The 21,705-nt window shown below is 43.8% G+C and carries 15 protein-coding genes and 1 riboswitch; of the genes, 10 read left to right on the top strand and 5 right to left on the bottom strand.

Annotated features, from left to right (window positions below):
• Positions 1–202: 202 nt before the first annotated feature.
• Positions 203–2,824, top strand: coding sequence for a Calx-beta domain-containing protein (locus PY364_RS05085; RefSeq protein WP_275521070.1), 2,622 nt, complete (start codon positions 203–205; stop codon positions 2,822–2,824).
• 253 nt (positions 2,825–3,077) lie between these two features.
• On the opposite strand, the gene PY364_RS05080 is transcribed toward PY364_RS05085, so the two are convergent.
• Together PY364_RS05080 and PY364_RS05075 are read right to left on the bottom strand one after the other, a co-directional pair.
• Positions 3,078–3,410, bottom strand: a complete 333-nt coding sequence (locus PY364_RS05080) for a hypothetical protein (RefSeq protein WP_275521069.1) — start codon at positions 3,408–3,410, stop codon at positions 3,078–3,080.
• Between the two features lie 13 nt (positions 3,411–3,423).
• Entirely contained in the window at positions 3,424–3,855 is a 432-nt protein-coding gene (locus tag PY364_RS05075) for a hypothetical protein (RefSeq protein ID WP_275521068.1), read from the bottom strand.
• A 161-nt stretch (positions 3,856–4,016) separates the two neighbouring features.
• Between PY364_RS05075 and PY364_RS05070 the strand changes: the two genes are divergently transcribed.
• The 8 genes from PY364_RS05070 (at position 4,017) to PY364_RS05035 (ending at position 13,122) form a co-directional block, all read left to right on the top strand.
• Positions 4,017–4,577 carry a Uma2 family endonuclease gene (locus PY364_RS05070; RefSeq protein WP_275521067.1) on the top strand — a complete coding sequence of 187 codons (561 nt, stop codon included), beginning with the start codon at positions 4,017–4,019 and terminating at the stop codon, positions 4,575–4,577.
• Positions 4,578–4,656: 79 nt separating this feature from the next.
• Positions 4,657–5,217, top strand: coding sequence for a Uma2 family endonuclease (locus PY364_RS05065; protein WP_275521066.1), 561 nt, complete (start codon positions 4,657–4,659; stop codon positions 5,215–5,217).
• A gap of 274 nt (positions 5,218–5,491) precedes the next feature.
• Positions 5,492–5,587: riboswitch (TPP riboswitch) on the top strand.
• Positions 5,588–5,594: 7 nt separating this feature from the next.
• Positions 5,595–6,965, top strand: coding sequence for a phosphomethylpyrimidine synthase (thiC, locus tag PY364_RS05060; RefSeq protein ID WP_275521065.1), 1,371 nt, complete (start codon positions 5,595–5,597; stop codon positions 6,963–6,965).
• Between the two features lie 142 nt (positions 6,966–7,107).
• The gene (locus PY364_RS05055) at positions 7,108–7,389 is read left to right on the top strand and encodes a BrnT family toxin (RefSeq protein WP_275521064.1); all 282 of its coding nucleotides are present in this window, start codon (positions 7,108–7,110) and stop codon (positions 7,387–7,389) included.
• A complete protein-coding gene (locus PY364_RS05050) occupies positions 7,373–7,672 on the top strand; it encodes a hypothetical protein (RefSeq protein WP_275521063.1) in 300 nt (99 codons plus the stop codon). Before PY364_RS05055 ends, PY364_RS05050 begins: the two co-directional genes overlap by 17 nt.
• 222 nt (positions 7,673–7,894) lie before the next feature.
• Entirely contained in the window at positions 7,895–10,879 is a 2,985-nt protein-coding gene (locus PY364_RS05045) for a HEAT repeat domain-containing protein (protein WP_275521062.1), read from the top strand.
• 356 nt (positions 10,880–11,235) lie between these two features.
• On the top strand, positions 11,236–11,733 hold the full coding sequence (locus tag PY364_RS05040; protein WP_275521061.1) for an HNH endonuclease: 498 nt from the start codon (positions 11,236–11,238) through the stop codon (positions 11,731–11,733).
• Between the two features lie 150 nt (positions 11,734–11,883).
• Positions 11,884–13,122 (top strand): bifunctional oligoribonuclease/PAP phosphatase NrnA, encoded by a 1,239-nt coding sequence (locus PY364_RS05035; protein ID WP_275521060.1) that lies wholly within the window; start codon positions 11,884–11,886, stop codon positions 13,120–13,122.
• 322 nt (positions 13,123–13,444) lie between these two features.
• Here PY364_RS05035 and PY364_RS05030 read toward each other — a convergent pair whose 3' ends face one another.
• Positions 13,445–14,953 carry an AAA family ATPase gene (locus PY364_RS05030; RefSeq protein WP_275521059.1) on the bottom strand — a complete coding sequence of 503 codons (1,509 nt, stop codon included), beginning with the start codon at positions 14,951–14,953 and terminating at the stop codon, positions 13,445–13,447.
• Between the two features lie 165 nt (positions 14,954–15,118).
• Here PY364_RS05030 and PY364_RS05025 point away from each other — a divergent pair, with 165 nt between their 5' ends.
• On the top strand, positions 15,119–16,774 hold the full coding sequence (locus tag PY364_RS05025) for an AarF/ABC1/UbiB kinase family protein (RefSeq protein ID WP_275521058.1): 1,656 nt from the start codon (positions 15,119–15,121) through the stop codon (positions 16,772–16,774).
• Positions 16,775–16,965: 191 nt separating this feature from the next.
• Here the strand turns inward: PY364_RS05025 and PY364_RS05020 are convergent, their stop codons facing one another.
• Positions 16,966–18,099, bottom strand: a complete 1,134-nt coding sequence (locus PY364_RS05020; RefSeq protein WP_275521057.1) for an adenylate/guanylate cyclase domain-containing protein — start codon at positions 18,097–18,099, stop codon at positions 16,966–16,968.
• Between the two features lie 52 nt (positions 18,100–18,151).
• On the bottom strand, positions 18,152–21,661 hold the full coding sequence (locus tag PY364_RS05015; protein WP_275521056.1) for a GAF domain-containing protein: 3,510 nt from the start codon (positions 21,659–21,661) through the stop codon (positions 18,152–18,154).
• Positions 21,662–21,705 lie beyond the last annotated feature (44 nt).

Genomic DNA, 21,705 nt, shown 5'->3' with positions numbered 1-21,705 from the left:
CGGTCAAATTACCGCCCAGAGGGCGGCGTTACTGCTTTGAAAAGATCCACTTATTCAGGAACCTTTTCGGCACCATTACTTCTAAAGTAGAAATGGAACAAATAATTCCAGAGCCTCTTAATTTAAGCTCAAGACATTCCCAGATAAATCTCTACAGGTGCTTCTACCAAAGTCAAAATAACTAACCTGTGGAGTTCACAAAATGCCCAATATAAATGGTACTCTCGGCCCAGATGTTCTTCCCGGAAATCTATCTGACGGTAGGACAATCTCTCTACTTGAATTAATCGGTGATGACACCCTTAACGGCCTTGATGGCAATGACGTTCTCAATGCCATAGATGGAAATGACCTAATCTTCGCTGGCCCCGGCAATGACATTGGTAACGGTAACGACGGTAGCGATACAGTCTACGGCGGTAAAGATGATGACCAAGTTTACGGCGGTAAAGGCGCTGACTTAGTTAGGGGCGACATCGGTAACGATAGCGTCTTTGGTAACGACGGCAACGACACCATCTTCGGTGGCAAAGACAACGATACGATGTATGGCGGCAAAAACAACGACCTGATCCTGGGCGACCTTGGAGATGACATCCTCTACGGCGACCTTGGTTCCGATACTATGAGTGGGGGTGGTGGCAGTGACATTTTCGGAATCGGGCGAGTTGGCGACGGTAAAATTACTGCTACGACTGGCGGCCCTACTGTCTCCGATGCTGACTTAATTACCGATTTTCGCACCAACGGCAACGATATTATCCAGTTGTTTGGTGGCTTGCAATTTAGCGACCTTCAGTTCATCGATGGCACAGGCTTTAACGGCATCAGCATCGGCAACACCCTAGTTCGCGATGTCGGTACTGGCGAGTATCTAGTCAATATGGTAGGTTTTACCGCTGCTCAACTGAGCGCGAATCCCGCCTGGTTCCAGTCAGTCGGAACGCCAACACCAACCCCAACACCGACACCTACTCCAACGCCGACACCAACAGGGACTTCTGGCCCTGGTATTTTGAACTTCGGTCAGCCTACTTACAGCGGTACAGAGGGTAGCACTGTGAGTGTTGATGTTTTCCGTACTGGTGGTAGCCAAGGTGCTGTATCAGTTAACTATACCGTTGCTCCGGGGGGAAGTAATGGTCAGGCCAGTCTGAATGACTTTACAGTTGCCCAACCTCTGACAGTTAATTTCGCCAGCGGACAGACTTCGGCCCAAATTAGTTTTAGTCTCACGGCTGATGGCATAGCTGAGGGAACTGAGACGGCAATCCTGCAACTTCAGACTCCAACTGGTGGCGCAACCCTGGGTACTCTGCCTGCGTCTAACTTGTTTATTTCCGACCAGGCAACTACAGTTAGCCCTACGCCTACACCTACGCCGGGAACCACTGCTTCAAGTATTTTCAGCTTTAGTACCAGTAATTACTCTACTCCTGAAGGTACTGCCGGTACGGTGACAGTTCTGCGGACGGGCGATACTTCGACTGCTGCAACTATTGGCTACGGTACTGTTGACGGTTCGGCTTCTTCTCCTGCGGACTATACCCCAACTACTGGCACGCTGAACTTTGCGGCCGGTCAAACTAGCGCTACTTTCAGCATCCCGACTATCACTGATACTCTGAGTGAAGGGTCTGAGACGGTAAATGTCTTCCTGAACAATGGCAATGTCGGTACTGTTAATCCCGCAACGCTGACGATTTTTGATGGTGGAACAGGGGTAACTCCTACTCCTCCGACTCCAACTCCGACTCCAACCAGTGTTTTCCAGTTCAGTCAGACTAATTACACTGTGAATGAAGGTGGCCAAGCTACGATTACAGTAACTCGCACGGGTGGTACTGCGGCGGCGACGATTAATTACGCTACTGTTGATGGTTCGGCTACTTCTAGCGGGACTGCGCCTGACTACACGGTTGCTGCGGGTTCCTTGAATTTTGCGGCTGGACAAAATAGCGCCAGCTTCACTGTTCCGGCTTTGACTGATAGCCTAACTGAAGGGCCGGAAACTGTGAACTTGGTGCTTAGTGGCGGTACTGTGGGCAGCAATCCGGCAACTTTGACGATTAATGATGTTGCGCCGACTCCAACTCCGACTCCAACTCCGACTCCAGGGACAACGCCGACACCGACTCCAACTACGACTACTGGCCCTAGTGTCTTTTCATTCAGTGCGGCGAGCTACAGCGTCAATGAAGGTCAAACTGCTCCCATTACAATTACTCGTACCGGCGACCTTACACAGCCAGCAACCATTCTGTTGAGCTCTACTGACGGTACTGCTTCATCTCCTGGTGATTACAATCCTGTGGCTCAAGCAGTGTCCTTTAGTGCTGGACAAGCTAGCGTACAAGTCCCAGTTCAGACTCTATTTGACAGTTTGATCGAACCTAATGAGACTGTGAACCTATTCCTGGCTGGTGGTACTCTAGCTAGTCCGTCAACAGCAGTGCTGACTATCTTAGACAGTAACGCTGCACCGACGACTTTCTTCTCTTATGGGCCGGGTACTTCCGTTGCTGACAGTGCCTCTGGAACTTTTACAATTAACCGCACTGGTAACACTACGGTTTCTGCATCAATTGACTATCTGATTGCTGCACCAGGCGGCGGTCAACCGATTAATACTTTGGATTACACGATTACCAACCCTGCTGGTACTTCTAATATCAACGGTGGTACGGTGAACTTTAACCCCGGCCAGACTAGCGTTACCCTTTCGATTGCTAACAATCCCCTTCTTACTGCTGGAACTGTCAACTTAGGTTTTGGCCCCGGTTCCATCGGTGCTCCAGCGTCAGTAGCGCTTACTTTACTCTAAGGCTATTAGTAGGGTGGGCAATGCCTGCCTTGCTATTAGTAAAACCTGCATTGTTAGTAGTTTACTTTTCTTGTTTTAGTGTCTTTTATTTCCAGATTTTGTTTATATGCCACCTCGTTTGGGGTGGTTTTTTATTGTTTAAATAGGAAGTTTTCTGTAGGGGCAGTGCCCCCGTGCCTGCCCGAAACAATTACGGGGCAACCACAGGGGGATTGCCCCTACAAGAGTTTGGGGGAAAGATAAAAATAGAAAGCTAGGGAATTAGATTACATTCAAACATTTTATTGGCAATTGGCCCTGCGACTCGATTGATAAATTTCTCACGCATCTCAGGATCTTTCTGCAACATTTCGATGGCTTTTGCCTGGAGATCCGCTTTTTTCCCTGCGTCAGTTTGTGAACCGGTTGTAGACTGAGACTGAGGTTGCATCTGGGCGACTTCTTCACAGGAAGCTTTTTGGTATTTTTCGATGGCGAAATTAGCCGCTATGTCTAACAAAGATTCTTTGGATGTGTTTTGGCAGGAACTTACAACTATTGCCATAGAAGTTAAAGTGCCTAGAAACAATAGATGAGATTTTTTCATGGATTCCTCCTCTTTAGGGAATGAATTTGCACTCGAACATCTTATTGGCAATTGGCCCTGCGACTCGATTGATAAATTTCTTCCGCATCTCAGGATTCTGCCGCAACATTTCAATAGCCTTCGCCTGGACAACTGCTTCTGGTGTGCCGGAAGTTGACGAACTCCTGTTGGCCTGGGGTTTCATTTTGGCTAACTCTTGACAGGAAGTGCTTTGGTATTTTTTGATGACGAAATTTGATACTATATCTAGTAGGGCATTTGGATCTGGTAATGCCGCTTTCTCACTCGGTAATGAGGGTTTCCGACTGGGTTTTGGGCTCGGCGGTGCAGACTTTTGAGGCGGAGGTGGAAGAGGAGGTACTGGTTGTAGCAAAGCCTTGCCACTAATTCCTATAACCATGATGAGGGAAGTGAGAGTGGCTAGAAAGAGGTGTGATTTTTTCATAAACTGGTAACGAGGGAATTTTTTTTTAAGTTATCACATAATTGCAATCTAGATCAAGAATTTTATTATCTATTGCCTGTTGTACTTTATCAATACAATAGGTTGAATATTACATGAAAAAATGGTAAAGTTATGCTAACTGCTTAAAAAGGAGAATAGTTATGTCTGTTCAGATGCAAAGACGGCTGTTCACAGTACAAGAATATCACCTAATGGGTGAAGCTGGTATTTTTGGTAATAATGAACGGGTGGAACTCATAGAAGGAGAAATTATTGAAATGGCAGCAATCGGAACTCGTCATGCAAGTTGTGTAAACCGCCTCGCACGGCGATTCAGTTTGATTCCCGAAGATATGGCTACTTTTGCTATCCAAAACCCAATTCAGTTAACAGAAAGAAATGAGCCTCAGCCAGATGTGGTATTACTACAACCTCGTGCTGATTACTACGCAACAGCGCATCCAAGGCCGTCTGAAATTTTGCTTTTGATAGAGGTTTCTGATAGCACTATTGATTTCGATCGCGATGTGAAAGTACCTAATTATGCTCGTTCTGGGATTCAAGAAGTTTGGTTATGGAATCTTGAGGATAATTGTTTAGAAGTTTACCGTTTACCTACGGTTAATGGTTATGGCTTTATGCAAAGGTTTGAACGGGGAGAAATGGTTTCGCCGTTAGCTTTTCCTGATTTTGAAGTGAGTGTTGATTGGATATTGGGTTAGGTAAATTAACCAGTTGTAGGTTGCATATTACTGGCAACAATGTTAAAATCAGATTAAATACTGAAACAGGAGAATAATTATGTCTGTTCAGATGCAAAGACGGCTATTTACAGTCCAAGAATATCACCTAATGATTGAGGCGGGTGTTTTTGCAAATAATGACCGAGTGGAATTAATAGAAGGAGAAATTATTGAAATGGCAGCCATTGGAACTCGTCATGCAAGTTGTGTAAAGCGCCTGATTGCTGTGTTCTCTGATTTGGAGAGAGGACGTGCAATTGTAGGTGTTCAAGACCCAATTCAGTTGACAGAAAGAACTGAACCTCAGCCAGATGTGGTATTGCTACAACCTCGCGCTGATTATTATGCTACGGCGCATCCAAGGCCGTCTGAAGTATTGCTTTTGATAGAGGTTTCTGATAGTACGATTGATTTCGATCGGGATGTAAAAGTACCTAATTATGCTCGTTCTGGGATTCAAGAAGTTTGGCTGTGGAATCTGGAGGATGATTGTTTAGAAGTTTACCGTTTACCTACGGTTAATGGTTATGGTTTTATGCAAAGGTTTGAACGGGGAGAAATGGTTTCACCCTTGGCTTTTCCTGATTTTAATGTGAGTGTTGATTTGATTTTGGGTTAAGTCATTTGAGTAGTATAGGTAAAATCGGGTGCGATCGCAAAATTTTCAATAACAGGACTTACGCAAAACTATCCGTAACGCCGCCTTCTAGGCGGTATCTTTACCGCCTAGAAGGCGGCGTTACGTAATCGTGCGTAATTCCTGAATAAGTCAAGTTAATGAGAATTAAAGCATAATTCATAGAATAATCGTCAAGCGCGATCGCACTCCCTCCCACCTCATTAAGATTTCCTTACGACCTCTCATTTAGCCATATAAGAGTGATACAATTAACAGCCTAAGCTAGGGGTGCCCAAATATTTGGGCTGAGAAACACCCTTAGAACCTGAGTCTGGGTAATACCAGCGGAGGGAAGCTGTTTATCGAGGAAATAGAATATGCGTAGCGAATGGATCGCCAAACGGCAGGGGCATAGTAATGTTAGTCAAATGCACTATGCTCGTCAAGGTGTCATTACTGAAGAAATGCAGTATGTCGCCAAGCGGGAAAATCTCCCAGCGGATTTGATTCGTGAAGAAGTGGCGCGGGGAAGAATGATTATTCCCGCTAACATTAATCACACCAATTTAGAACCGATGGCGATTGGGATTGCCTCTAAGTGCAAGGTCAATGCTAATATCGGTGCATCGCCTAATTCTTCCAATCTTCAAGAAGAAGTTGACAAGCTGAAATTAGCTGTCAAATATGGTGCTGATACCGTCATGGACTTGTCCACTGGCGGCGGTAATTTGGATGAAATTCGCACGGCAATTATCAAGGCTTCACCGGTTCCTATCGGTACGGTTCCTGTTTATCAAGCACTGGAAAGCGTACACGGAACAATTGAAAATTTGACCGCCGATGACTTTCTGCATATCATCGAAAAACACGCTCAGCAAGGGGTAGATTATCAAACTATCCACGCGGGTATTTTGATTGAACATTTACCTTTGGTGAGAAATCGGATTACTGGGATTGTGTCTCGCGGCGGTGGTATTTTGGCGCGTTGGATGTTGCATTATCACAAGCAAAATCCCCTTTACACTCATTTCAATGATATCATTGAAATCTTTAAGAAATACGATGTTTCTTTTAGTTTAGGTGATTCTTTGCGTCCTGGTTGCACTCACGATGCTTCTGATGAAGCGCAATTAGCTGAACTCAAAACTTTGGGGAATTTAACTCGCAAAGCTTGGGAACATGATGTACAGGTGATGGTAGAAGGGCCCGGCCATGTACCGATGGATCAAATTGAGTTTAATGTTAAGAAACAGATGGAAGAGTGTTCGGAAGCACCTTTCTATGTTTTGGGGCCATTAGTAACAGATATTGCACCGGGATATGACCATATTACCTCTGCGATTGGTGCGGCGATGGCGGGTTGGTATGGTACGGCGATGTTGTGCTATGTAACACCCAAAGAACATTTGGGTTTACCGAATGCTGAGGATGTCCGAAATGGGTTAATTGCTTATAAGATAGCAGCTCATGCGGCGGATATTGCCCGTCATCGACATGGTGCTCGCGACAGGGATGATGAACTCTCGAAGGCGCGTTACAATTTCGATTGGAATCGTCAATTTGAGTTGTCTTTAGACCCCGAACGCGCACGGGAATATCACGATGAAACTTTGCCGGCAGATATCTATAAAACTGCTGAATTCTGTTCGATGTGTGGGCCTAAGTTTTGTCCGATGCAGACTAAGGTTGATGCTGATGCTTTGACAGAATTGGAGAAGTTTTTAGCTAAGGAACCTGTGGCTAAGTAGGTAGTTGGGTGGACGGATTTATCTGTCCACCCTTTAATTAGGTCGAGCTACTTAGTTGTCAATTAGAGATAGCTTGGGATAAATTAATATAGATGCTAACTTGAATTTTGAGGATATTCTATGACAGCCATCATTACTTGTAATGACAACTAACTTTGACTGGGATAATGACAAAGCCAGAACCAATCAGAGTAAACACGGGATTGATTTTGATGAAGCGGCGACAATTTTTGACGATCCGTTTCTGATTACAATTTATGATGAGATCCATTCCCTAGAGGAAGATCGCTATTTAACCATTGGCTATTCAAACAAAGAACGCTTGCTAGTGGTTGCTTACACATATCGCGGCGATACTATTCGGATTATTAGTGCTAGAATACCTACAAAGCATGAAAGGAGAAGCTATGAGCAAGGTATCTAATCCCAACCCAAACTCAGAAATAGTAGATGACTGGGAAATGGAACCAGAATATGATTTTAGTAAAGGAGTAAGAGGTAAACATTACCTCCCGAATCTCAGTGACGGCCAACAGCCAGTAGTTGTCAAAGTTAAAAGCAAAGATGGCGAAAAATATGTGACCATGAGAATTGTAGAAACGCAAGCTATAATTACAGCCGATGGTCAACTGACAGCACAACTTCCTTCAGATATTATCCCCGGAGAACACAGAGTTATCCTAAGAATTGAACAGCCGGCAAGCTAAGAAATTTCCAATGCTTGGGCGCAAATGCCTGATGATCCAAAGGTTATAATTAGGTACGTTGTTGCGCTTTAGCGCTCTTTCATAGGCATACATAAAGAGCGCTGAAGCGCAACTACATACCTAAAATTTAACTTCGGGATTCCGAAAACCAGTTTGATGAAAATGTAGATATTTTTATCCCGATCGCTGAGAATGTTCAGCAGGTGAACGGTTTATACTAAAATGACTAAGCATTACCCACAAAAACTCGCTGCTATACTGACTTTCACTCTCTTGTCTTGCGGTGCGCCGTTACTTTTGAGCGCTAATGCCTTGGCCCTGGAAAACCGCAAGCCAGAAGTCGCGACTACAGAGATTGCCCCGCTGATTGCGAAGTTAAAGAGCAATGATGAAAGGGAACTGAATGCGGCCATTGAGAAGCTACGCAAAATTGGTGAGCCAGCTATTCCTGCTCTGATTCAAGCCTTGGGGGATAAGAATTTGCTAGTCAGACGGAGTGCTGGCGAGGTTCTAGGGAAAATTGGTAAGCCAGCTATTCCTGCCCTTGTTCAAGCCTTGAAAGACTCAGATGTGCAAATTCGCCGTCGCGCTGCTAATGTGTTAGCCATAATTATAGATTCTACCAGAATTACATATTCTAATTGGGAAAAATCACCAGAAGCCAAAACAGTTGTATCTGCGTTGATTCCCCTGCTCAAAGACTCCGATGCAAACGTTCTTAGCAGTGCTGCCGAAGCTTTGGGAAACATCGGTGCAGAAGCGAAAACTGCTGTACCTGCGTTGATTTCCCTGCTCAAAGACTCCAATGCAGAGGTGCGTAGAAGTGCTGCCATTGCCTTGGGGAGAATCGGTGAAGCCAAAGCCACTGTACCTAAGTTGATTCCCCTGCTCAAAGACTCCAATGCAGACGTGCGTAGGAGTGTTGCCTCTGCCTTGGGGAGTATTGATGCAGAAGCCAAAACAGTTGTATCTGCCTTGATTCCCTTGCTTAAAGACTCCAATGCAGAGGTGCGTTGGAGTGTTGCCTCTACTTTGGGGAGTATCGGTGTAGAAGCCAAAACAGTTGTATCTGCCTTGATTCCCTTGCTTAAAGACTCCAATGCAGAGGTACGTAACCGTGCTTCCTATGCTTTGGCGAACATCGGTGCAGAAGCCAAAGCTGCTGTACCTGCGTTAATTCCCCTGCTCAAAGATTTCCATCCAGAGGTAGAGGTGCATTTGAGTGCTGCCTATGCTTTGGTGAACATCGGTGCAGAAGCCAAAGCTGCTGTACCTGCATTGATTCCCCTGCTCAAAGACTCCGATGCAGGGTTACGTAGGCGTGTTGCCGAAATCTTGGGGAGCATCGGTGCAGAAGCCAAAGCCGCTGTACCTGGGTTGATTCCCCTGCTCAAAGACTCCGATGCAGACGTGCGTAGAAATACTGCCTCTGCTCTAAAGAAAATCGCTCTTAACATTCAAGACCAAGCAAAAACGCTATCCCCAGCAGAATTGGATAAAGTCATCCGACAATTCGAGACTGCTTTAAAAATCCTAGAAGACCCTAAAGCTGAGTTTTTTAAAGAAGACATCGCAACTGTACGCCTCTCCATCGAAGCGCTCAAAGCCAAAAGAAACGCCCACTTATTCAACTTAATTCGCCAGAATAAATGGGTAGCAGTAGCAATAATTTACCTGATATTCTTCCCGGCCCTTTGGTCTGCAATCCTCCGCCTGCGTCCCCTCTGGATACTGCAAATCAACAACGCACTCAAATCCTACGACTTTAAACTACCGGAAACCTGGGGCGGCGCACCTATACGGATTCGCGACCTTACCTTTATCCGTTTTTTCATTTACCATCCCAGAGTCTTAGATGCCTGGGTTTCCACCCACATCGAAACAGTCCGCCAACAATTTACCACACAAGAAACTGTCAAAATCCGCGCTACTTACATCCCAGTTTCCTTTGAAGTAGATGACAAAAAAGTAACTGAAATTCGAGGTTCAGAATTGCAGTCAACTTTCACCAAAAACCGCATCCGTCTCCTGATTTGGGGTGAAGGCGGCATCGGCAAAACTAGCATCGCCTGTCAAATTGCAGATTGGGCAATGGAACCAGAGCAAAACAAACGCCTCAGCAAACATCTGATGATTCCTATACTAATCGAAGAAGAACTAAAGAATGTAAACGAGGGCAAAGATTCTTTCTTAACAGCAATTAACGGTCAACTAAAATCGATCGCAGACCTCCCCAAGCCTATTGATGAAGAACTGCTGAAACAATTATTACAACAGCGTCGCCTTCTGGTAATTGTTGACCATTTTTCGGAAATGTCAGAAGCCACCCAAAAGGCAATTCTCCCTAACTCTCCTGATTTTCCCGTCAATGCTTTGGTTGTTACTTCGCGGCTGGATTCAAGCCTGGGAAAAGCCAATAAAACCACGCTTCACCCGCTGCGAATTGAGGGATCGGAGTTATCTGATTTTATGCAGAAATACTTGGAGAAGCTAGGGAAAGGGGATATTTATAACGGTTCGCAATTTCATTATGCCTGCGGCGACTTGGCTAAACTTTTAGAGGGAATCAGCAGTCAAGAAAGAAGCACAACTGTATTATTTGCCAAACTTTACGCGGATTTGTTAATCGCTAAAAAAGAAAATAATACAAGTGAAAATTTACCTCAAAATATCCCCGATTTGATGCTGTCGTACCTAAACGAAATTAATCGGGATGTGGCAGAGGATAAATTGAGCGATAACGAAGTTCACGAAATAGCTAAAATGTTGGCTTGGGAATGCTTAAAAGTCACTTATCGACCCACAAGTATCAAGATTAAAGATGCTCTAAATGCTTTGTCTCTATTGAATTTACAGGATACTGAAGAACGCCTTAAATATTTGGAAGACAAACTCCGTATCCTGCAAAGGAAGGGTTCTAGCCAAGACAATATTAGTTTTGTTCTTGACCCCGTAGCCGAGTATTTAGCCGGGTTGCATTTAGTGGATATTTGTGCTAAGAATCAAAGCAATTGGCAGAAAATTCTCGATCGCGCAGATTCCTTAAATTCACCAGAGGCAATTAAAGGCTTTATGTTGGCAGTTCGTGATTGCTATTTAGCCAAGATTCCTGATGCAAAAGCTACTGATTATTTGCCTAATGAAATAGCTACCCGCTATAATATTCCTGTTGCTGCGGCTCAATCTTCTCAACCAGTTGCAGTGTGATAAAATAGTCAGGAATTACGCACGTCGAAGCTAGAAACCGGGTTTCTTCGTAGATATCTAGTTAGGAAACGAAGGATTTTCATAGAAACCCGGTTTCTTTGTATAGCAAGGATTTGTATAATGGAACATGGCTTAAGTTTAATCTAATTTTTAGCAGAAATTAGCGCGAGTCCTTAAGAGCTCCCGCAGCGCGATCGCCATTCCTAAAGATTTGTGTAAGACTTCACACAACCTGAATTCGTCCCCATCCTCCCCATCCTCCCTATCCCCCCATCTTCGACATCTCCCCCATCTTCCCCATCCCTAGTCCCAAACCTGTGTTAGTATCGGTAAAATATTCTCTCTAACAATCAACGATGGGCAATGTTCTAGTGCTGAACGCCTCTTACGAACCCCTCAACATCACCAGTTGGAGAAGGGCTGTTGTTTTGTTGCTCAAAGGGAAAGCAGAGCAGATAGAGCATAATGGGAAATATATCTCACCCGGTTTCCCCCTGCCAACTGTCATCCGCTTACGCCACTATGTTCGGGTTCCTTACAAAGATATTCCACTCACCCGCCGAAACATATTGCACCGAGATGGTCACTCGTGTCAATATTGTGGTTATACGGGGGATGATTTAACGCTCGACCATGTAGTTCCGCGATCGCGAGGCGGTGGGGATAGTTGGGAAAACCTCGTGAGTGCTTGTGTGCGCTGTAACGTTAAAAAAGGCTGTCGAACTCCCAAAGAGGCGAATATGAGCCTGCGGTATCCCCCTCGCAAACCTTACAGTGGTCTATACTTTGAAGTGACTAAGCACGTTAAGAGTGGGATGCACCAAGAATGGCAAAAATATGTAATTGGACTTTGAAACCCCTGAGCACGGAAGCGCGGGGGTTTTGTGTATTAGAAGGGGAAGGGGAAGGGGAAGGGGAAGGGAAGAGAAAGGAAGAGGGGGAATGCTATTAGTTGTTTTCAATGCTAAGAAATGAGCGATTGCACTTTTACCAATTCATAAGTTATGTCTAGTAACGATGATGCTAGTTCTGAGGATGGTACTAGCGAAATTGTACCGGAGTTAAAGCGCATTCGTTCTGCGGATGGTGCTAATGAAGGATACCGTTTGCGCGATCGATCTGTTACCGAATCCTATACTCAAAAAGTGGAGGAATTACGGGAGACGTTGGAAAGACATAGAGGCGATCGCCAGTTGGTGATTTTGCAAGATTTCCCAGATCCCGATGCACTTTCCTGTGCTTGGACTTATAAGTTAATTGCTCGTCAGTTTGATATTGACTGCGATATAGTTTATGCAGGAGCCCTCAGTCACCAAGAAAATATTGCCCTAGTTAAACTCACGGGGTTGCCATTGCAGCGCTGGCCGCTAGAGATGGCAAAAACTAAAGATTTATCTGTTTATCAGGGCTGCGTTTTTATCGATAATCAAGGTACTACAAGCCAGCTAACTTCGCTGATTGTTGCTGCTGGTATCCCCGTAACTGCGACGATCGATCACCACAGTTTACAGGGAGAATTGAATTCGGAATTTGCCGATTTGCGCCCTCAAACCCGCGCTACAGCTACCATTTTTACTCAGTATTTGCAAGCTGGATTGCTCAATTTGGACGGCAATATTACCCAACACGCTAAGTGCGCGACGGCGCTGATGCACGGTTTGCGATCGGATACAAATGCACTACGACAAGCTGAGGAGGCTGATTTTTTAGCCGCAGCTTATTTGAGTGGCTTTTATGACCCGCAATTATTAAATGCTGTGTTACAATCTTCTCGCTCGAAGCGGGTGATGGATGTGATTGAGCGATCGCTTAAAAATCGGATCGTGCAAAATAATTTTTCTATTGCGGGAGTCGGTTATCTCCGCTATGATGACCGCGATGCTATTCCCCAGGCGGCTGATTTTCTGGTGACTGAGGAAAACGTTCACACCGCAGTTGTCTACGGAATTGTTCACGATGAAGATGAGGCAATTGAGTTAGTAATTGGGTCGCTACGAACTAGCAAAATTACTTTAGATCCTGATGAATTTCTGAAGGAAGCTTTTGGTCAGGATGCTGAAGGGCGCTTTTTTGGTGGAGGAAGAAGTCAAGCTGGCGGCTTTGAAATTTCTACGGGATTTCTTGCGGGTGGTAATGAAAATAGCGATTATGCTAGGTTGAAATGGGAAGTTTTCGAGGCTCAAATTAAGCAAAAATTACTGAAGTTGGTTAGTCCGAAAGATCACTTGATGCACGGTGATTAAGTTAGATATATCGGCGGTTGAAACCGCTACTATAAAAACAAAGTCCGCCTGCGCGGACTAAGAAATAATACCAAATCCGGCTTAAATATCCCCTTTATTCTTTAGTCCGCGTAGGCGGACTTCGTTTGTGTAGTAGCGATTTCAATCGCCGAATGATAAAGAGGATATCAAACCCGGATTTAGTATAAGGGGAATATTTAAGTCGGGGTTTAATAAAGTTAGGACTTACGCAAAATCACAGTACGGCAGCCATCTTGGCGGTGAAGGAACCGCCAAGATGGCGGCGTTACGTAAACCGTGCGTAAGTCCTAAAAGTGCAAGTTCACATTACATTAGTCTTAGAAAGTGCGATCGCATAGCTACGGATCAGCTCAAGCATATAATAACGCCCATCCTGCTGTTTCAGTAACGAGAGTTGTTGAAGTTTTGCTAAACCGTCTGCTACGTTAGCAGAGTCAGTAATACCGGCCGCAATAGCGATCGCTTCCCTCGTCGCCGGTCGATCGAATGTCGCTGTGGCCATGAGCAACTTCAGCGATGGTTGTCCTGCTAAAGATTTAATTGAACCGTTAAATACAAATTTAGCAAGTTCGCTAGAACTATCTTTAATTCGCTCTAGCACGTCTGATAATGAGTAACCAAACGCTAATTGATTAAGTAGATAACCACTTGCTAGTGGGAGTCCGCTGGTTTCTCTATAAATTATTTGGCACTGTTCGCTGTCGAGAACGATGCCTTTTTCTCTGGCTTGGTATTCTATCAATTGCGAACTGTCTATTTCGAGTAAGCTTTCTAACTGAATTGGAGCAAATAAAGCTTGCTCGCGGGTGGTAATTATTACTTTGACTGTTCGCGGTAAGTCGTACAAAAAGGAAAGGATTTCTGGTTGGTTATCGACACTTTCTAAGTTATCTAATATTAACAAAGTCGGTATTTTGCTTAGACATTCTCTGATGCTGTCTAGCTGTTGAAGGGGTTCGGCTGAGGCGATATCTGGGCGATTTAATGTACGGGCGATCGCGCGGCAAATGTCGCCTAAAGTGCGATCGCGTTGAAGTCGGGGTAAAATTCCTGCGGATGTCAGATAATTTTCCTTGGCGGATGTAAAGATAATCGCATCGAAGGTGGGAGCGCTGGGATATGCTTCTGGAATGCGGCTGGCTTGCAAACAACGATAGGCTGCTTCTAATACCAGTGCGGTTTTGCCAACACCTGGAAGGCCGTTGACGCTGATGATCTGAGGGGTATGATGGCTCAGGCCGACTTCGCGATCGCCAGATAGCATTTCTAGTAGTCTAGCCATCTCTGTTTCCCGACCGATAAAGCTGGTGCGATCGGGGGCCGGTAAATTTTGATGGGGAGTTGCGATCGCCAGCGATGGCGGCTTTGTAGGAGTAAATGTCTGTAATTTCAACCTTGATGCGTAGCTGTTGTTTTGATTGGAAATCAGATCGGGGATTTTGTAGCTGTCGATAAATGCGATCGGTTCCATCTTTTCATCTAAGATTCCCCTGTTTCCAGCAGCAGATTTAGCGTCGCTAAATCTCTGTAATGGTAGGTTTTCAGAAGCTTTTGCCTCCTCTAACTCACGAAATTGATTGAGCAAAAAAATTCTCAGGCGGTTTTCCTTGCCTCGATGGTTGCCACTGACTGCAAACTTTTTGTAGACTTGACCCATTTGCTTGAGACAAGCACCAGAAGAGGTTCGCAGTTTAATCGCGATCTCTTCATAGTCCTTCTCTTCTGCAAACCGCATGATAAAAATTTGTTCTTGATTGGGAGACAGTTCGCGATCGCGAGCCATCTCGATCAGGAAATCACGCTTTAACATCAGCTCTTCTCCTTTCTATAGTTCCTTCTATCTTAAGAGATTTTCAGAGCTTTTCAGATAGCCATTAGCAATTAGCCATTAGCAATTATTCCTTAAGATACTGGTCAGTTTGCTTGCCAGCGCTATCTTGTAGATATAGCTTAACCCGACAAATTCGGAGGCACCGTGTTTTCCAGCCTTGTTCAAAACAGTTCGCGCCAAGGAGAAATCCTAGAAGTCGTCTTCCGCAACGGTTGGGACTACATGAAACGACTCCTAAGCGGCAGCAAAACCGACATCCCCACTCTGCCAACTCCAGCAGTGCTCCGCAATATCCTCGTCGATTTAGGCCCCGTCTACGTCAAATTGGGACAGTTACTCAGCACTCGTCCCGACCTTTTACCAGCCGAATATATCGAAACCCTTTCCACCTTACAAGCTGAAGTACCACCAGTATCGTGGCCAGAAGTAGAAACGATAATTCGTGCAGAACTCAAACAACCTCTAGAAGATACCTTTGCCAAAATTAACACCCTCGCAGTCGCAGCCGGTTCCATCGCTCAAACTCACCGCGCCACCCTCAAAGATGGTCGTGAAGTCGCCCTAAAAGTGCAACGCCCCGGTATTGATATTACCATTGAGCAAGATATCGCCGTGCTCACAAGTTTAGCAGAACTTGTCATGCTTACAGACTTCGGCGAACAGTACGATATTGTTGCCTTAGCTGATGAATTTGGCAGCGCTCTCCGGGCAGAACTTGACTTCATCCAAGAAGCTACTTACACTGACGAACTGCGGCGCAATTTATCTAAAAGTCGTTGGTTTGATGCCAAACAAATTGTTGTGCCAAAAATTGAGTGGCAGTTGACGACAAAAAAATTGATGGTGATGGAATGGCTCGACGGCGTGCCGATTTTATTGGGTGATTTAAAAGGCAATCGTTACGGCGGAGATGTAGAAGCTGAACGCCAAGCAATAACTACTCTTTTATGCCGAGCATTCTTTCAGCAATTTTATATCGATGGCTTCTTCCATGCCGATCCCCATCCAGGTAATGTATTTTATCTGAAAGACGGACGATTAGCACTGTTAGATTGTGGAATGATTGGTCGCCTTGACCCGCGCACCCAGCAAAGCTTAACTGAAATGCTGTTAGCAATTGTTGATTTAGATGCTCAACGATGCAGTCAATTAACTTTGCAAATGGCAGAATCAGCTCAGCCGGCAAATTTAGCTCAGCTAGAGAATGACTATGCTCGAATGCTGCGAAAGTATTACAATGTGAGTCTGTCGCAAATCAATTTTTCTGAAGTGTTTTATGAGATTATGCAACTCTCACGAAACAATAAAATTAGGTTGCCGAGTAACCTAGGTTTGTATTCCAAAACTCTAGCTAATTTGGAAGGAGTCGCTCGCACTTTCGATCCCAGACTTAACTTGTTAGAGCAGATTAAACCCTTGATGACAGATTTATTTCGTCGTCAGTTATTTGGAGATGACCCAACGCAAGCGCTGCTAAGAACTGCCTTGGATATTAAGAGTCTATCTTTGCAATCTCCCCGGCAGTTGGAAGTGCTTTTAGAGCGAGTTACTTCGGAAACTTTGAAGTGGAATTTGACGCTAAAAGATATTGAACCTTTGCGCCGTACTTTGGGGGATTCTGCGAATCGACTTTCTTTTAGTATTGTAGTAGGTTCGCTGATTGTAGGAGCGGCAATTATTTCTGCTAATGCTCAAACATCTGAGTTATCTTTTCTTAGCAATACTTTGTTTGCAGCGGCTAGTTTTTTCGGTTTGTGGTTAATTATTAGTATGCTCAGGTCTGGGCGTTTAAGGGGATAATTGATCTGGGTAGGGTGGCTCTAGTCTTTAGCACTCACGCACACTTTAAGGTAACGCCGCCTTCTAGGCGGTTTCTTTACCGCCTAGAAGGCGTCGTTACACATACTTTTGCGTAAGTTCTGTTAAAAATTAATTGTGTCTTTGAAGGCGATTTACCAATTACCAATTACCAATTACCAATTACCTAAGCCTCACTTTTTACCCTTTAGCCAATAAGTGTTCATCTCTCCTTTACCTTTAATAGCGATCGCGCCACGTTCCTCAAATACATATCGATTTTTTAATCGATCGTAAATAGCCGCAGTAACTTGAATGTACCCCGGTAATCCTTGAGATTCCATCCGAGAAGCAACATTAACTGTATCCCCCCACAAATCGTAGGTAAATTTTTTTGTGCCAATCACGCCAGCAACAACTGGCCCTGTATGAATGCCAATCCGAATTTCAAAGGGTTGACCAATATCAGTTTGAAAATTAGCGATCGCTGACTGTATATCCAAAGCCATGTTCGCGATCGCTTCTAGATGATCGGCTCTGGGTACAGGCAACCCCCCTGCTACCATATAAGCATCTCCAACTGTTTTAATTTTCTCCAAACCGTGTTTTTCAGTTAGTTGGTCAAATTTTGAAAAAATCTGGTTTAGTAAATTTACCAATTCTAAAGGTGAAATTCTAGCAGCAATCGACGTAAAATCGACAATATCTGCAAAAAGAACTGTTGCTGAATCAAATCTCTCAGCAGCCGAACCCTCGCCCTTTTTCAAGTTTTCAACAATTGCTGCTGGTAAAATATTTAGCAATAAATGATCGGACTTTTTTTGAGCAATGCGTAAAGCTAATTCAGCTCGTTGTCGATCTTGAATTTCGTTTTGCAATCGCCTAACACACTCTTCTAGTTGTTTAGTTTGATTTTGTAGTAGCTGTTGCTGATTTTGAATTGTTAATTGATTGGCGACTCGTACCAGCACTTCCCGATCCTGAAAAGGTTTTGTAATATAATCAATACCTCCGACTTCAAAGGCTTTAACTTTATCTAAAACATGATCTAATGCACTTAAAAAAATCACTGGAATTGAGGCAGTTTGTGGTGAAGCTTTTAACTTTTCACACACCTCATATCCATTCATGTCGGGCATCATTACATCTAGCAAAATTAAAGTGGGCGGAAACTCCTGTACTGTTGCCAGAGCCCTTTGTCCGTTCAGTGCTTTGCGAACCTGATATCCTTCTTCAGTAAGGATTGTAGATAAAAGTCTCACATTATCTGGTGTATCGTCAACCACAAGAATACTGGATTGAATTGTAGAAGGTTGATTGTTGTCCATACTATCACTTAGGTAATTTTTAGTACAGATAAAATATTAACAGTAAGTTGCATTATCCCCTCTGTAAATCAAGTGCTAACTTCGCCAACTCAATGATTTCATCAAATAGGAAATCCTGGGCTAAAGCAGTTAGAGTTTGTGCGGCTGACGAAATTTCTATAGGCATTTCCTCAATCAACTGGAGAATTTTATCGTCACAACATTCGTTAGCAGCATCATAAATTTTTTCCACCCACTCAGGAGACATTTGGGATAGTTGCAATTCTATAGGTTGATTATTGGAAACTATTTCATTCTCCATTTCCGTGTTTGGTTTTGAAGGAATAGGTTCTTCGTAAATGTAGCGCACTCCTAAAAGTTCTTCCATTTTAGCAAATAATATATTTACCTGGAAGGGCTTACGCATAAAATCATCGCAGCCTACAGCTAAAATGGTTTTTCTTTCCTCTTCAAAAGCGCTAGCAGTAAGAGCGACAATAATGGTTTGTTTTCCAAGAGGATGAGCTTTAATTTGTTTTGTGGTTTCATAGCCATTCATCACTGGCATCTGCATATCCATCCAGATCAAATGCGGTTGCCAATCCTCCCATATAACAATAGCTTCTTCACCATTTCTAGCTTCTCGCACGAGTATACCTAGGGGGGACAATAATCTGTCTATGACTAGACAGTTATCTGCGCGATCGTCAACCACTAAAATGCGGTACTCTGGTTGATCGGGCGCTAAACCAATTACTTTGCGTTGCGGTTTAAGCATTTGAACATCGCTCGGATCGGCTAGATCCATTTCAATATCAAAGGCAAATTTACTACCAAATTCAAGGGTACTGGTAACGCTAATATCGCCTCCCATCATTTGTACAAATTTACGGCTAATTGGTAAACCTAACCCAGTTCCCTGTTGAGATTTCTGACCTGTTTTTGTTTGCTCAAAGGGTGCAAATAACTTATTCATCTCTTCTGCTGCAATGCCGGGGCCAGTATCTTCAATTTCAAATTGAATCGGAAGAAAACTAGAGGATATATCAGCGTCTGACTTTAGTTTCACTCGTAAGGTAACGCTACCCATCTCTGTAAATTTGATCGCATTTCCTACAAGATTAATCAAAACTTGGCGCAATTTTCCCTCATCTCCATTAACAAATTGCGGTAAGTCTTTACCCAAATCAAAAATTAGTTCTAATTTTTTAGATTCGGCTTTCAACCGGAACATCTCTTCTAGAGTTTCTAGCAGGCGGATCAAATTAAAACTGCCTTCATTAAGCTGACTTTTGCCTGCTTCAATTTTGGACATTTCCAAAATGTCATTAATTAGCGAAAGCAAATGTTCGCCGGCACGATTAATAATTTGTAGGTGTTGCTGATGTTCATTTTTTAGAGATGAATCGCGTACCATCACTTGACTAAATCCCAGAATTGCATTCAGGGGAGTACGCAATTCATGGCTCATAGAAGAGAGAAATTCGCTTTTAGCAAGGTTAGCTGCATCAGCGGCGACTACAGCTTTTTGTAACGCTTGCTCTGCCAATTTACGCTCGGCAATTTCAGTTTTGGCTTGTTCAAACAGCGTGCATTGCTGGATGGCTATTGCTAGTTGTACAGAAATTTGCCTGAGAGATTCTATCTCCGAAGAGTGCCAGTGTCTTTGACTGCGACAGTGATGAGCAATTAGCAGACCCCATAAATTTTCTCCTTGTAAAATGGGAACAACTAAATTGGCTTTAATTTCAAACTGGTTGAGTAAATTAACGTGGCACTCTGAAATATCTGCCGTATAAATATTGTCAATCGCACGAATACGTCCCTGCTCATAAATAGAAATGTAGCGTTCTCGAAAGCAAGGATCGTTAATATCAATTCCTTGAATCGCCATCACACCCGCTGCCACTGATTCGACGGCTATAAATCCGCTCCAATCTTCGTTAAATCGGTAAATAACTGTGCGATCGGTTGACAAAAACTTGCGTACTTCGTCCACAGCCATTGTCATCACTTCTTCTAGGTTTAGAGAGGAACGAATTCGCTCTTGAATGGCATTAACAAGCCGTTCCCTTTTGAGTTGCTGTTGCAAAGCTGCTTCCGCCTGTTTGCGATCGGTAATATCTACTCCATAGCCAACACATTCCACAGGGATGCCAGCAGCATCTTTGACCAGCTTAACCTCATCGTAGATCCACCGATATTTACCGTTTTTGTGCAGTTCCCGGTATTCGTAAGAGATCGACTCTTTTTCCCATAGCTTTTCGTATGCAGTATCGATAATTTCTCGATCTTCAGGGTGAACAAGGCTATGCCAATCAAGGGAACCATCAACAAGTTCTCGTGCTTCATAGCCAATTAAAGAAACAACGTTTTCGCTGACAAAGGTTACGTCATAATTTCCATCTAATTTGCAGCTAAAAATAACTGCTGGAGTCGCAGCAAGTAAATGTTGCAATCGTTCGGTAACAGAGCGCAATTCTTTCTCAGCTTCCTTGCGCTCGCGAGATTCCATTGCTAAAGCTGTCATCTGTGCTAAATAGCTAGCAAAGTTTTGTTCATCGAGCGTCCAATTTCTTGGTGTCCCCTGATGTTCCAAACAAATTACGCCCACAACGTGCCCTTGATGGGTAATAGGAACATCTAACAGGGAGGAGATGCCTAAAGGAATCAAATAAGATTGGCTAAACTCTTGAGTACGCGGATCGGTGTTAGCATCAATCGTTGCGATCGCCTGTTCTGCATTTATAGCTTGGAAATAACTAGGATATTCAGTAGCCTTTAGTTCTGCACCAAAGCTATGTTGCTTAGCCGTCAATTCGTAAAGATCGGCACAACACATTGCTGATTTATCTTCCCTGTAAAGCCAAACGCTGCCACGCTCAACATTCAAGGTGCGGGTTGCTATTTGGGTGATTTCTTTCAAGGCATCACTGATATTTCCTTCGTAAATGCGGTCACTTTTTGCTAGTTCTAGCAAGCCAATTTGTTGTTCTGTTAAACGAATTTCTCTTTCTCTCAAAGCAGATTCTGCATTAATTCTTTCTCTAATTTCTGCTTCTAAGTAATCGTTAGTTTTTTTCAATTCTGCGGTGCGCTCTAGCACTTTATTTTCCAAATCTTCATAGGCATAGCGCAGAGCTAATTCTGCATCTTCACGGATAACTATTTCTCGCTGCAATTTGATATTAATTGCTTCTAATTCTTGGGGAGTTTTTAATGACAAAAACTGTGGCAAGAGTGTTACCATCGATCCGGCTGTGTAAAAAGAGACAAGTGCAGTAATTGCCTTTTCAATCCCCGATAGCCAATAAGCAGGATGCCACAGTGTCCATATTTCTAATAAGTGACCTGTGCCGCAAAGAATAATAAATGCACCAAATAAAGCAAATATTGCTAAAAAAGGAACGTCGCGTCGCTTGAAGACAAAATAAATTAGCATCGCCGGAATTGAGTAGTAGGCGAGAGCGATTAACAAGTCGCTGGTTACGTGCATCCACACCAGAGGCGTTTGCCACAGATAGCAGTTACCGTGCGGCATATACTGAGTTGGATCGAAGATGTTTTTGACTACTTCCCACATAATATTTGCTTGTAGATAATATCGAGTCAAACAATGACTACATT

The organism is Kamptonema sp. UHCC 0994 (assembly GCF_029167235.1).
In the GTDB taxonomy this organism is placed as follows: domain Bacteria; phylum Cyanobacteriota; class Cyanobacteriia; order Cyanobacteriales; family Microcoleaceae; genus Kamptonema.
Note: the sequence above shows the minus strand (reverse complement) of the source record. Positions and strands in the feature narration are given on the sequence as shown.